The sequence below is a fragment of the Aureimonas psammosilenae genome (assembly GCF_009176975.1).
GTDB lineage: Bacteria > Pseudomonadota > Alphaproteobacteria > Rhizobiales > Rhizobiaceae > Plantimonas > Plantimonas psammosilenae.
The window spans coordinates 581,690-594,124 of record NZ_WEZG01000001.1 but is presented as its reverse complement, the minus strand read 5'-3'; the positions used below and the strand labels follow the sequence as shown (position 1 = coordinate 594,124).

General features: G+C 65.2%; 15 protein-coding genes. 4 read left to right on the top strand and 11 right to left on the bottom strand.

Annotated features, from left to right (window positions below):
• Positions 1–141: 141 nt before the first annotated feature.
• The 3 genes from F9929_RS02850 (at position 142) to F9929_RS02840 (ending at position 2,436) form a co-directional block, all read left to right on the top strand.
• A complete protein-coding gene (locus tag F9929_RS02850; RefSeq protein ID WP_193227582.1) occupies positions 142–936 on the top strand; it encodes a protein-disulfide reductase DsbD domain-containing protein in 795 nt (264 codons plus the stop codon).
• A gap of 49 nt (positions 937–985) precedes the next feature.
• On the top strand, positions 986–1,471 hold the full coding sequence (locus F9929_RS02845; protein WP_152045002.1) for a peroxiredoxin: 486 nt from the start codon (positions 986–988) through the stop codon (positions 1,469–1,471).
• 83 nt (positions 1,472–1,554) lie between these two features.
• Complete coding sequence (locus tag F9929_RS02840) at positions 1,555–2,436, top strand: DUF6030 family protein (RefSeq protein ID WP_152045001.1); 882 nt, start codon at positions 1,555–1,557, stop codon at positions 2,434–2,436.
• Here the strand turns inward: F9929_RS02840 and rnhA are convergent.
• From rnhA to coxB, 11 genes are all read right to left on the bottom strand, one after another.
• The gene (gene rnhA, locus F9929_RS02835) at positions 2,417–2,890 is read right to left on the bottom strand and encodes a ribonuclease HI (protein ID WP_152045000.1); all 474 of its coding nucleotides are present in this window, start codon (positions 2,888–2,890) and stop codon (positions 2,417–2,419) included. The two genes, F9929_RS02840 and rnhA, sit on opposite strands and share 20 nt — an antisense overlap.
• Positions 2,887–3,861 carry a homoserine kinase gene (locus F9929_RS02830; RefSeq protein WP_152044999.1) on the bottom strand — a complete coding sequence of 325 codons (975 nt, stop codon included), beginning with the start codon at positions 3,859–3,861 and terminating at the stop codon, positions 2,887–2,889. Before F9929_RS02830 ends, rnhA begins: the two co-directional genes overlap by 4 nt.
• A gap of 4 nt (positions 3,862–3,865) precedes the next feature.
• Positions 3,866–4,870, bottom strand: coding sequence for a 4-hydroxy-3-methylbut-2-enyl diphosphate reductase (ispH, locus tag F9929_RS02825; protein WP_152044998.1), 1,005 nt, complete (start codon positions 4,868–4,870; stop codon positions 3,866–3,868).
• A 34-nt stretch (positions 4,871–4,904) separates the two neighbouring features.
• Positions 4,905–5,669, bottom strand: a complete 765-nt coding sequence (locus F9929_RS02820) for an SURF1 family protein (RefSeq protein WP_152044997.1) — start codon at positions 5,667–5,669, stop codon at positions 4,905–4,907.
• A gap of 13 nt (positions 5,670–5,682) precedes the next feature.
• Positions 5,683–6,063: a DUF983 domain-containing protein gene (locus F9929_RS02815; protein ID WP_152044996.1), complete on the bottom strand. Its 381-nt coding sequence runs from the start codon at positions 6,061–6,063 to the stop codon at positions 5,683–5,685.
• A gap of 72 nt (positions 6,064–6,135) precedes the next feature.
• On the bottom strand, positions 6,136–7,026 hold the full coding sequence (locus tag F9929_RS02810; RefSeq protein ID WP_152044995.1) for a cytochrome c oxidase subunit 3: 891 nt from the start codon (positions 7,024–7,026) through the stop codon (positions 6,136–6,138).
• Positions 7,027–7,133: 107 nt separating this feature from the next.
• On the bottom strand, positions 7,134–7,754 hold the full coding sequence (locus F9929_RS02805) for a cytochrome c oxidase assembly protein (RefSeq protein ID WP_152044994.1): 621 nt from the start codon (positions 7,752–7,754) through the stop codon (positions 7,134–7,136).
• 3 nt (positions 7,755–7,757) lie between these two features.
• Entirely contained in the window at positions 7,758–7,889 is a 132-nt protein-coding gene (locus F9929_RS02800; RefSeq protein ID WP_152044993.1) for a protoheme IX farnesyltransferase, read from the bottom strand.
• Positions 7,890–7,891: 2 nt separating this feature from the next.
• On the bottom strand, positions 7,892–8,818 hold the full coding sequence (cyoE, locus tag F9929_RS02795) for a heme o synthase (protein WP_152045212.1): 927 nt from the start codon (positions 8,816–8,818) through the stop codon (positions 7,892–7,894).
• A 115-nt stretch (positions 8,819–8,933) separates the two neighbouring features.
• On the bottom strand, positions 8,934–10,535 hold the full coding sequence (ctaD, locus tag F9929_RS02790) for a cytochrome c oxidase subunit I (RefSeq protein WP_152044992.1): 1,602 nt from the start codon (positions 10,533–10,535) through the stop codon (positions 8,934–8,936).
• A gap of 25 nt (positions 10,536–10,560) precedes the next feature.
• Complete coding sequence (gene coxB, locus F9929_RS02785; RefSeq protein WP_152044991.1) at positions 10,561–11,526, bottom strand: cytochrome c oxidase subunit II; 966 nt, start codon at positions 11,524–11,526, stop codon at positions 10,561–10,563.
• Between the two features lie 320 nt (positions 11,527–11,846).
• On the opposite strand from coxB, the gene F9929_RS02780 reads away from it, so the two are divergent.
• The gene (locus tag F9929_RS02780; RefSeq protein WP_193227581.1) at positions 11,847–12,428 is read left to right on the top strand and encodes an invasion associated locus B family protein; all 582 of its coding nucleotides are present in this window, start codon (positions 11,847–11,849) and stop codon (positions 12,426–12,428) included.
• The last annotated feature ends 7 nt before the right edge of the window (positions 12,429–12,435 follow it).

The following is a 12,435-nucleotide window of genomic DNA, read 5'->3' as shown; positions in this document are numbered from 1 at the left end:
CACCATTGGAGGGCGGCAATCGCAAGCCATCAAGGGCAAACACCGAAAAGTCGCAGCTTTTTCGGCTTGGTCACCATCGAGGACGGATCGAGATCGCGCCGCACTGGACAAGTGGGCACCGCGGCAGCGATGATCCATGCCATGCTACGCTTTGCCATACCGGTTCTCGGCTTCCTTCTTTTTCCGGCCGGGACCATCTCCGCTGCCGGAAAGCATGCCGAGGACGGCGCGCATTTCACGCTTCTGGCCGAGCCGCCCGGACCCGACGGGCGCTGGCGCGGCGCGCTTCTGGTGGATCTGGAACCCGGCTGGAAGACCTATTGGCTCGATCCCGGCGACGCCGGCATTCCGCCATCCATGGATTTCGCGGCCAGCGCCGGCACGAAGGCGGTGGAAGCGCATTTCCCCGCCCCGCATCGCTTCGATGACGGCTTTTCGGAATCCACCGTTTATTCAGCCCCCTTCGCGGTGGCGATCGAGGGCACGGCGACCGGGAATGCCGTCCCGCATCTCGACCTTCGTTTGACGATCGGGCTTTGCCGCGAGGTCTGCATTCCCGCTTCACTCCACCTGACCTCCGAGCCCCCAACCGACGAAGGTTCGATCGAGGCCGCCTTCGCCGCCCTGTCGAAGGCGAGCAGCCGAGACGAGGGCATCGCGTCGATGCGCCTTTCGCCGGACGGGAAAAGCCTCGACGTCACGGTGAAGCCGGGCGATCTCGGGCAAAATGCGGATCTTTTCGTCGCGGCGGAGGGCTGGGCCTTCGACAAGCCGTCCGGCACGAGCGAAACAACGGATGGCGGCGTCGTGCTTCGCCTGCCCGTGCTGCGCCAACCGCGAAAGCGCGGCGGCGAGCCGGTGCGGGCCGAGGCGATCCTCGTCAAAGGCGAGGCAAGCTGGCGCAGTGAGGTGGATTTGCCCCTTCCGGGAAACTGAGGAACGCTATGTTCCGCACCGAGAACACGCAAAAGGAAAGTCGAGCCCCATGACCATCGCGATCGGCGAGCCCATCCCGCAAGCCACCCTGAAGACGCCGACCGAGGACGGCACGCGCGAGATCGCCACGACGGAAGTGTTTGCGGGCAGGAAGGTCGTGCTTTTCGGCGTGCCGGGGGCGTTCACCCCGACCTGCAGCCAGAATCACCTGCCGGGCTTTCTCGACCACAACGACGAAATCCGCGCCAAGGGTGTCGACGAGATCGCCGTTCTGGCCGTGAACGACCACCATGTCATGAAGGCCTGGCAAAAGGCGACGGGCGCTGAGGGGCGCATCCTGTTCCTTGCCGACGGCAACGGCGATTTCACGAAGGCACTCGGCCTCGACGTAGATCTGGCGGTGGCGGGGCTCGGTACGCGCTCGCGCCGGTTTTCCATGATCGTCGAGGACGGCGTGGTGAAGCTTCTGAATGTCGAGGAAAAGCCGGGACTACCGGACAAAAGCTCGGCGGAGACCATCCTCGCGGCTCTTTGAAGCGGCAAGCAACGGCTGCTGAACCGCTTCCATGCTATGAGGGCGCAGCGTGGAAGGATCGAGGAAGGCGGCGGCGACGGGCGATGGACAGATGGACGGACAGCCCGGCCACCAGTGACGCGCCGGAATCAAGCTCGCCGCTCCGGCGCTTGTCCGCGCGCCTCGGCCACGCTTTCCAGACACTGGCGGCGGCCGCCCCTCTTCTGCGGGGCGGGCTCGTCGTGGCGCTCGTCGCCTGCGGCGGCGTCTTCGCCATGCTTTCCATGCGCGCCTCCGAAGAACCGCCGCTCGTGGTGAAGCCTCCGACCTTCACCACCGTTCCGACCGTGCGCCGCGAGCCATCCCCGGCGGCACCGGCGAGCCGGGCGAATGCGCAAGTCACCGATCCCTTCTTCTCGCCCGAGCCGACGCCCATCGGCGGTCGGCGCTTCCTCGCCTTCGCCGGATTGAACCCCGGCGATTTCTGCGAAAGTCTCGCCGCGCTCGGCTTCGATCAGGCGCGGTGGGAGCCGAGCCAGGTTTTCGCGGGCGAATGGGAATGTGCGTCACCGCTGCGGATCGACGGCGCGGCGGATGACGAGGCGTTTCTCGTGGCGCGGGGGCGCGGCGAGCGCGCGGTCGGCAGCCTGATGCTGAAGATGAACCCGCCCTCCCCGGACGGGCGGGACCGCCTGGCGGCCCTTGCCGAACGGGTCGGCGAACTCTTTGCCTCCGAGACGCATATCGTTTTGTCCGACGAGGCGACAGCGCTTCTCCGAAGCTGGACGGCGGGCGATGAGAAAAGCCTTGCCGGCCGGATACGCCTCCTTGGCGATCGCACGAGGCCGGGGAGCCTCACCATGAATCTGAGCGCCGATCCGCTTCTTCCGAGCCCATTGAGGACTTGCGACGCGCGCTGCTTTGCTCATTCGCGCGCTTTGGCGAGCCTCGCCTCGCCGCGTCAGGTCACGGTCGAGGAGCGATAGCGGCGGCGCCGCCCTTCTTGAAGGGCGCCATGGCAAGGCGGGCGAGTTCGTCGGCGCGCTCGTTTTCCGGATGGCCGGCATGGCCCTTGATCCAGTGGAAGGTCACCTCGTGGCGAAGGCGCGCGGCATCCAGCGCCTGCCAAAGCTCGGCATTCTTCACCGGCTTCTTGTCGGCCGTCTTCCAGCCGTTGCGCTTCCAGCCGTGAATCCACTTGGTGATGCCGTCGCGCAGATATTGCGAGTCCGAATGAAGGTCGATCGCCATCGGCCGCTTCAGGGCGTCCAGCGCCGAGATGGCGGCCAGAAGCTCCATGCGGTTGTTGGTGGTCAGCGGCTCGCCGCCCGACAATTCCTTTTCCGTGTCGCCGTAGCGCATGATCGCGCCCCAGCCGCCCGGTCCCGGATTGCCCGAACAGGCACCGTCCGTGAAAATCTCGACGCGCTGCCCGCTCATGCTTCTTCCAGATGCAAACCGTAATCCGCCGCGCTTTTCACGCCGCGATGGAAGCGCAGCTTGCGCAGGTATTCCTTCGGGTCCTTCTTGGTCACGAAGGAATCATCGGGAACGTTCAGCCAGTCGTAGAGCCGCGTCAGGAGGAAGCGCATGGCCGCCCCCCGCGCCAGAACCGGCAAGGCCTCGATCTCGCGCGCCGACAAGGGCCGGACAGCGCGATAGCCCTCGATCATCGCCCGGCCCTTGGTGATGTTGAAGGCGCCGTCCGGCTCGAAGCACCAGGCGCAAAGGCAGATGGCGAGGTCGTAGACGAGGATGTCGTTGCAGGCGAAATAGAAGTCGATCAGGCCCGAAAGCTGGCCTTGCAGGAAAAACACGTTGTCGGGGAAAAGATCGGCATGGATCACGCCGGTCGGCAGATCCTTCGGCCAAAGCGCCTCGATCTCGGCAAGCTCGCGGCTGATTTCGGTGAAAAGACCCGGCTCCACCCGGTTGGACTGCGGCCCGCAGCTTTCCGCGAGCGGCGCCCAAGCGGACACCGACAGCGCGTTCGGGCGATGGCCCTCGAAATCGGCCGTCGCGCCGTGCATGCCGGCCAGCGCGCGCCCGACGGCGCGGCATTCGGCGACGCCCGGCCGGCGCGTCCACATGCCTTCCAGAAAGGTGAAGATCGCCGCCGGCCGCCCGGACAACTCGCCCAGCGTTTCACCGTTCCGCGCTTCCACCGGCAGCGGACAGGACAGGCCGCGCGAGGCGAGATGGCGCATCAGGCCGACGAAGAAGGGCAGATCGCCCTTGTTCACGCGCTTCTCGTAGAGCGTCAGGATGAAGGTGCCGGCCGTGGTGCGAAGAAGGAAATTGGAATTCTCCACCCCTTCCGCGATCCCCTTGTAGCTGAGGAGATCGCCGAGATCGTAGTCCTTCAGGAAGTCCGAAAGCTGGGGCTCGGTGACGTCGGTATAAACGGCCATGGGTTCAACGCTCGCCGTTGACGAAGGCCATGTCCCTGGCCTCCAGCGGCGTTTCGCGAAGCGAGCGCACCACGGGGAAGTTCTCGTTCTCCACCGCCGTCTGCACCAGTTCGAGGCGCAGGTCGAAGCGGTCGCGCAGCGAGTTCACGATCTCGTCCACGATGATCTCGGGTGCCGACGCGCCGGCCGACATGGCCAGCACCATGCCGCCGTGGATACGCTCGAAGGGCACGTCCGCCGCCGTCTGGACGAGACAGGAATCCCTGGCGCCCGCCCGGCTCGCGACTTCCACGAGACGCATGGAATTGGAGGAATTGGGCGCGCCGACGATCATGAAGAGATCGGCTTGCGGGGCTGCGACCCGCACCGCGTCCTGGCGGTTGGTGGTGGCGTAGCAGATGGAATCCGACGAGGGGGCGGTCAGCGCCGGGAACTTCGCCTGCAGCGCCGCGATGACGCCCGCCGTGTCGTCCACGGACAGCGTCGTCTGCGTCACGAAGCCGAGGTTCTCGCGGTCGAGAGGCTCGAAGGCGGCGACGGCTTCTTCCGACTCGATCAGCGTCGCGGTGCCTTCGGGAAGCTGGCCCATCGTGCCGACGACTTCCGGGTGCCCGGCATGGCCGATCAGCAGGACATGCCGGCCGCGCTTCACATGAAGAAGCGCCTGCTTGTGCACCTTGGAAACGAGCGGGCAGGTCGCGTCGAGATACAAAAGCTCGCGGCGCTGCGCTTCCGCCGGCACGGTTTTGGGCACGCCGTGCGCGGAAAACACCACCGGCTGGCCGTCGTCCGGGATCTGGTCGAGCTCCTTCACGAACACCGCGCCGAGATTGCGCAGGCCTTCCACCACGTAGCGGTTATGGACGATCTCGTGGCGCACATAGACCGGCGCGCCGTACTTCTTCAAAGCGAGGACCACGATCTGGATCGCGCGATCGACGCCCGCGCAGAAGCCGCGCGGCTCGCAAAGGCGAAGGGTCAGCGGCGGTTTGGCGAGCGTTTGAAGCAAAGCGAAGCGTCCGTCTCTTCGTCGCGGGGGCAAATCAAGCGCCGTCGGGTCCCGATGGGGTGACCGGGCGCCAGGCGCGATAAACCTGATAACCCAGCATGGCGGCCAGCACGAGTGCCAATCCATACCATGTGATGGCGTATTGCAGGTGGTTGTTGGGAATGTCGATGACGGTCGTGCCGCCGGCCGGCCAGCCGCCGGGCGCACGCCCTTCGCCCGCATCCACCACGAAGTCGAGCACCTTCGCTCCCGCCGGCAAGCCAGCGCCGGCTGTGATGTCGGGCAGCGAGCGCCAGAAGAACTGGTTTCGGCCGATATCGTTGTCCGGGATCATGAAGAAGGGCTTCTCGGCATAGACGTCGCGCGCGAGGCCCGTCACCGTCGTCTCGCCCTCGATCTGGCTTTGCGGACGCTTGGCCGGGTCCTTCAACTCGTAGGGCACGAAGCCGCGATTGACGATCACGAAGCGGTTGCCGCCGATATCCATAGGAACATGGACGTTCCAGCCGGACTGGCCCTCGAAGGTGGACAAGAAGAAGCGTTCCGCCCCGTTGAGGAAGCGCCCCGTCACGGTGACCGGCAGATATTCGACATCGCCCGTCGCCTTCACTTGCGTCTCGATGGCGTCCGCCGTTTGAGGAGCGGCATGGATGCGCGCGTCGATGCGCTCGATGATGGCCTGCTTCCAATGGAGGCGCTCGACCTGCCACGTGCCGAGCGCGCAGAGGATCGCGACGGCGACGAGGCCGAGAACGAGCGCGATGATCCCCTTGCGGCGCGTCGGGCGGGGGACGGGCATGGCCGCTGTCCGATCAAGCATCGAGGCGGCCCTCGGCGGCGCGGTTGCGATATTGGAGCCCGATCAGGAGCCCTTTGAAAAGGCGCATTAGCGGAAGCACGAGAATCACGCTCAAGGGAAGCCAAAGGAGAAGGTGGACCCATAGCGGCGGGGAGAAGCTGATCTCGACCCAAAGCGCCAAACCGATCACCACGACCCCGACGATCAGGACCACGAAGGCGGCGGGGCCATCGCCCGCATCGGCGAAGGCGTAGTCGAGGCCGCAACGGGAACAGGACGGACGCAACTTCAGGAAGCCGTCGAACAAGGGCCCCTCCCCGCAGCGCGGGCAGCGCCCGCGCATGGCGGCGCGGCCAGGATCGACGTCGGGATAGGAGGCTTGCGGGTCCGTCATGGACTCCCCTTCAAAGGAAAAGGGCGGCGCCTCGCGACGCCGCCCTTCATGTAGGGATCAAAAAGCCGCCTGTCAGCCGGCGCCGTGGATCGTGCCGCCCCAGCCGCCCCAGACATAGATGGCGAAGAACAGGAAGAGCCAGACGACGTCGACGAAATGCCAGTACCAGGCCGCGGCCTCGAAGCCGAAATGCTTGTGCGGGGTGAAGCCGCCGCGAATGGCGCGCAGAAGACAAACGGCGAGGAAGATCGTGCCGATGATGACGTGGACGCCGTGGAAGCCCGTCGCCATGAAGAAGGTCGCGCCATAAATCGAGCCCGCGAACTCGAAGGGGGCGTGGGCATATTCGTGATACTGGACGTAGGAGAAGATCAGCCCGAGCGCGACGGTCAGCGCGAGGCCCGTGATCAGGCTCTGGCGGTCGTCTTCCAGCATGGCGTGGTGCGCCCAGGTGACCGTGGTGCCGGATAGAAGCAGCGTCACCGTTCCGAAGAGCGGCAGGTGCAGGGGGTCCAGAACCTCGATGCCCTTCGGCGGCCAAACGCCGCCCAGGACCTGCGCGCGCGAGGCCTGCACGAGTTCGCCCGGAAACAGGCTCGCGTCGAAGAAGGCCCAGAACCATGCGACGAAGAACATCACCTCCGAGGCGATGAACATGATCATGCCGTAGCGCAGGTGCATGGACACGACGGGCGTATGCGCGCCCTCCTGCCCTTCGCGGATCGTATCCGACCACCAGGCGTACATCGTGTAGAGCACGATCGCGAGGCCGAGAAAGAAGATCCACGGCGTCGCCAGATTCATGCCGAGGAAGTTGAACGGCTGGTCGAGGTGGAAGCGCATCCAGCCGACCCCGCCGAACATCATGATGAACGCGCCAAGGCTCGCTACAAACGGCCAGGGGCTCGGATCGATGATGTGATAGTCGTGCTGCTTGCCGTGCGCGTGGCTGGTATCGGCCATATCCCACTCCCCGAGGGTTTCCCGAACCCTCTCCCAACCTGTTCTACACGAGACCGCAACCCGCTTCCAGCAGGCCCATGGCGGGCCGGCGGAAAGGTTTGCGTCTTTCAGAAACTCGCTTGTGTTCCGTTCCGGGCCCCCGCCGCCACCGGAGACGCCGGCTTATCCACCCCGAAGAACGTATAGGACAGGGTGATGGTCGGCAGTCCGCGCATGTCCTCGGCGTCCAGAGCGTCGGGCGATACGAAAAAGATCACGGGCATCAACTGCTCCTCGCCCGGCTGAAGCGTCTGGTCGTTGAAGCAGAAGCAGGCGATCTTGTTGAAGAAGGCGCCGGCTGATTCGGGCGTCACGTTGTAATCGGCGCGGGCCGTGATCGGCTTGTCGGACAGGTTCTTCACCCGGTAGGCGGTCTGGCGCACTTCGCCGAGTTTCACGCGGAGCTGGCGTTCGGTCGGCTGGAAGGACCAGGGCAGCCCCTTCTCGACGTTGGAATCGAAGCGAACGTTGATCGACTGCTCGCTGACGGTAGTGGGTCCGGCTTCGGCGCGCTGGGTGGTGCCGCCATAGCCCGTCGCGTTGCAGAACATTTCGTAGAGGGGCACGGAGGCATAGGCCATGCCCACCATGCCGAACACGAAGGCGACGCAGGACAGGGCGATCGTGCGGCCTCGCGCTTGCTGGCGCTTGTCCTCGCTGGCAGACGGCTTCGCATCGTCAGCGGTCATCGCTCACCCTCCCAGCTTGGCGATCGTCACGACATAGAAGATCACGACGAGGCCGACGAGAAACAGTCCGATCGCCACGGATCGGCGACGCCTCGCGGCCTTCTCCTGCGGGGTCAGCGTAACGCGATCTTCCATTCTCAAACGACGCCCGGGAAGCCGAGGCGCGTCGCCACCGCACCGGCGAGAAGCACCGCGAAGAGCGCGAAGAGATAAAGGATGGAGAAGCCGAAGAGCTTCCTCGCGGGCAGCATCTTCGGATCGCCGTCGGCCATGCGGTAGGTCTTCCAGGCAAGGCGCAGGAAGTTCGCGCCAAGCAGCACGGAGACCGCGCCGTAGATCGGCCCGGCGAAGCCGAGAAGGCTCGGGGCGACGCCGACCGGCACGAGGATCAGGGAGTAAAGGAGGATCTGGAAACGCGTCGCCGCCTCGCCCGCGACGTTCGGCAGCATGGGCACGCCGGCCGCGCCGTAGTCCCGCATCTTGAACATGGCGAGCGCCCAGAAATGCGGCGGCGTCCAAAGGAAGATGATGAGAAAGAGCGTCACGCTTTCGACCGACACGCCACCCGTCGCGGCGGCCCAGCCGACCATGGGCGGGAAAGCACCCGCCGCACCACCGATCACGATGTTCTGCGGCGTCCAGCGCTTCAGCCACATCGTGTAGATCACGGCATAGAAGAAGATGGTGAAGGCCAGAAGCCCGGCGGCGAACCAGTTCACGGCAAGGCCGAGAAGCATCACGGACAGGCACGCCATGGCGGTGCCGAAGGCGAGAGCGGCTTCCGGCGTCACGCGGCCGGCCGGCACCGGGCGCTTGGCCGTGCGGCTCATCACGGCGTCGATATCGGCATCGTACCACATATTCAGCGCACCGGCCGCGCCCGCGCCGAGCGCGATCGACAGGATGGCGATGAAGCCGAGCGCCGGATTGACCGTGACCGGGGACATCAGGAGCCCGGTGATCGCGGTGAAGACGACGAGCGACATCACCCGCGGCTTCAGAAGAGCGAAGAAGTCGCCCGGCTCGGCAAGGCTGATGTTCCGCTCCGTCGCGAAGGCGGACATTTCGGTATGAACAAGCGTCAAGCGGACCTCGATCGCGGCTCGGAAGAGCTTTTCTTCCATGCGGTCGACCCCGCTTGCGCGGGGCCGGGACTATTGTTCGGACTCGAGCGCCCGATCAGCGGATGCGCGGGAGCTGTTCCCACTGGTGGAAGGGCGGCGGCGAGGAAAGCTGCCATTCCAGCGTCGTCGCGCCCTCGCCCCAGGGATTGTCCCCGGCAAGGCGCTTCTTCTGCATGGCTTCGTAGATCCCGTAAAGGAAAACGAACACCGCGATGCCGGAAATATAGGAGCCGAGCGAGGAAATGAGGTTCCAGCCGGCGAAGGCGTCGGGATAATCGACGTAGCGGCGCGGCATGCCCTGAGCCCCCAGGAAGTGCTGCGGGAAGAACACGAGGTTCACGCCGACAAAGGTCATCCAGAAGTGAATCTGGCCGATCCGCTCGTTGTACATGTAGCCGGAGATCTTCGGGAACCAGTAGTACCAGCCGGCGAAGATGGCGAAGACCGCGCCGAGCGACAGGACGTAGTGGAAGTGCGCCACCACGTAATAGGTGTCGTGCAGCACGCGGTCCATGCCGGCATTGGCGAGCTTGACGCCCGTGACGCCGCCCACCGTGAACAGGAAGATGAAGCCGATCGCCCAGAGCATGGGCACGCGGAACGAGATCGAGCCGCCCCACATGGTGGCGATCCAGGAAAAGATCTTGATGCCGGTCGGCACCGCGATCACCATCGTGGCGAACACGAAATAACGCTGCGTGTTGAGCGAGATACCGGTCGTATACATATGGTGCGCCCACACCACGAAGCCGACGACGCCGATGGCGACCATGGCATAGGCCATGCCGAGATAGCCGAAGACGGGCTTGCGGGAGAAGGTGGAGATGACGTGGCTGACGATGCCGAAGGCCGGCAGGATCAGGATGTAGACTTCCGGGTGCCCGAAGAACCAGAAAAGGTGCTGGTAGAGGATCGGGTCGCCGCCGCCGGCCGGCGCGAAGAAGGTCGTGCCGAAATTGCGGTCCGTCAGCATCATGGTGATGGCGCCGGCCAGAACCGGGAGCGACAGAAGAAGCAGGAAGGCCGTCACCAGAACCGACCAGGCGAAGAGCGGCATCTTGTGCAGCGTCATGCCCGGCGCGCGCATGTTGAGAATGGTGGTGATGAAGTTGATGGCGCCCAGAATCGAGGACGCGCCGGCGACGTGCAGCGCGAAGATCGCCAGATCCACCGCTGGACCGGGATGGCCGGAGGTCGAAAGCGGCGGATACATCGTCCAGCCGGTGCCCGCGCCGTGCGAGCCGGGCGCGCCGTCCACGAACATGGACATCACAAGCAGGAGGAAGGCCGGCACCAGGAGCCAGAAGGAGATGTTGTTGAGGCGCGGAAAGGCCATGTCCGGCGCCCCGATCATGATCGGGATCATCCAGTTGGCGAAGCCGCCGATCAGCGCCGGCATCACCATGAAGAAGATCATGATCAGGCCGTGGGCCGTGGTGAAGACGTTATACATCGCCGGGTCGCCGAAGATCTGGAGCCCCGGCTCCTGAAGCTCCATGCGCATGGCGACGGACAAGGCGCCGCCGACGATGCCCGCCATGATCGCGAAGATCAGGTAGAGCGTGCCGATGTCCTTGTGGTTGGTGGAATAGACCCAGCGCGTCCAGCCTTGCGGCTTGTGCGCGTGATCGTCGTGAAGCGCGGCTCCGGTGGCCATGACGATGTCCTTAAGGGGTCGGGTTCTAACGGCTGGCGAGGGCGGGCGCGCGCGCCGCCTCGACCGAAGCGGTCAGTTGCTTGTTGGCGTTCTGAAGATCGGTGGCGGCGCTGGCGAGCCATGCATCGAACTGCGGCTTGGAGACGACGCGAACGCCGATCGGCATGAAGGCGTGGTCGCGCCCGCAAAGCTCGGAGCACTGGCCGTAGAAGATGCCTTCGTGCTTGGCCTCGAAGTAATATTCGTTGTTGCGCCCCGGAATGGCGTCGACCTTCACGCCCATGGAGGGGATGGCGAAGGAATGGATGACGTCGCCGGAGGTCGCGAGGATGCGCACCACCGTATCGACCGGCACCACGAGTTCGTTGTCGACGGTCAGAAGGCGCGGGAATGCGGCCTTGTCTTCCTTGCCGGCCTTCGAGCGGTCGCCTTCCTGCAGCATGTAGGATTCGAAGGACACGGGCTGCGCGGCGGCCGCCGTCGTGGTCGCTTCCTGCGTGCCGGCGCCGGGGGCAACGGTCGGGGCGGGTCCGTTCGTCGCCGCCGGATCGGTTTGGCCCGGCTGGTACTCGTAGCCCCAGTACCATTGGTAGCCCGTCGCCTTCACCGTCAGTTCGGGCTCGCGCGGTGGATTGTACTGCTTGGACAGAAGCTGGAAGGACGGAATGGCGAGAAACACGAGGATCAGAACCGGCGCCAGCGTCCAGATCACCTCGATCGTGGTGTTGTGGCTGGTGCGGGACGGCACCACGTTGCGCTTGGCGTTGTAGCGGAATGCCACCCAGGCCAGGAGGCCCGCCACGAAGATCGTGATCGGCACGATAAAGGCGAGCGTGTAGTTCGAGAACCAGTGGATCTCGGCCTCGGTCGGCGACAAGGCTTCCTGGAGCTGCACGCCCCATGGGTGCGGCTGGCCGGGATGCAATTCCTGAGCCGCCGCCGCCAATACCCCAAGGAAAAGCGCCGGCGCGGCGATGATCGTTCTCTTCACGAAGCCTTCTCCTCTCGCGGGTGCCGACCTGCCGCCACGCGACACGGCCGAAGACGCCGCCTGCACTTGAAGCACTGCGACATCCGAGCCGTCACCCTCCCCGTGATTTTATTCGGCTCCCCGCCAAGGTTCAAACCACGAATGGCCCCGATCTGCAACAATTCCAAACTGCTTGAGCCATGCGGCATGATCGCGAAAGGGGGAAACCGGGTGCGGGAGTGGCGAAGGTCGCCATCGCCGTGCCATATGGGCCACGTTAACGCTTCGTTTTCCATCTTCGCGGCAGACTCATCCGCGGTACTTGATTCGGATTGACAAAGATGGTGGTTCGCCTCGGACGGCTCATGACGGCGGCAGCGCTCGCAGGGATGATCGGGGCTGTCACGGCCCCGTCGGCCCTTGCCCAGCCCGCCCCGGCCCCCTCTCCGGCAACGCCCGCGCCGGCACAGCCGCAGGCGCCGGCCACCGCGACGCCCGGCACGGTGAAGTCGCAGCACGGCGCCTGGAATCTCGTTTGCGACCGCCCGGCGGGCGCGGCCAGCGACCAATGCGCGCTTCTCCAGAACGTCGTGGCCGAGGATCGGCCGGAAATCGGCCTGTCGGTCGTGGCATTGAAGACCGCCGACGGCAAGGCGCGCATTCTGCGCATTCTCGCCCCGCTCGGCATTCTTCTGCCCAACGGGCTCGGCCTTTATGTCGACGGCAAGGACATCGGCCGCGCCCAGTTCGTGCGCTGTTTTTCCGATGGCTGCTATGCCGAGGTGATTCTGGCCGACGAGCTCTTAAGCACCCTGTCGAGCGGCAAGAGCGCCACCTTCATCGTGTTCCAGACGCCCGAACAAGGCATCGGCATTCCGGTGGATCTCAACGGCTTCGGCGACGGCTTCAAGGCGCTTCCGTAGAGCGCTC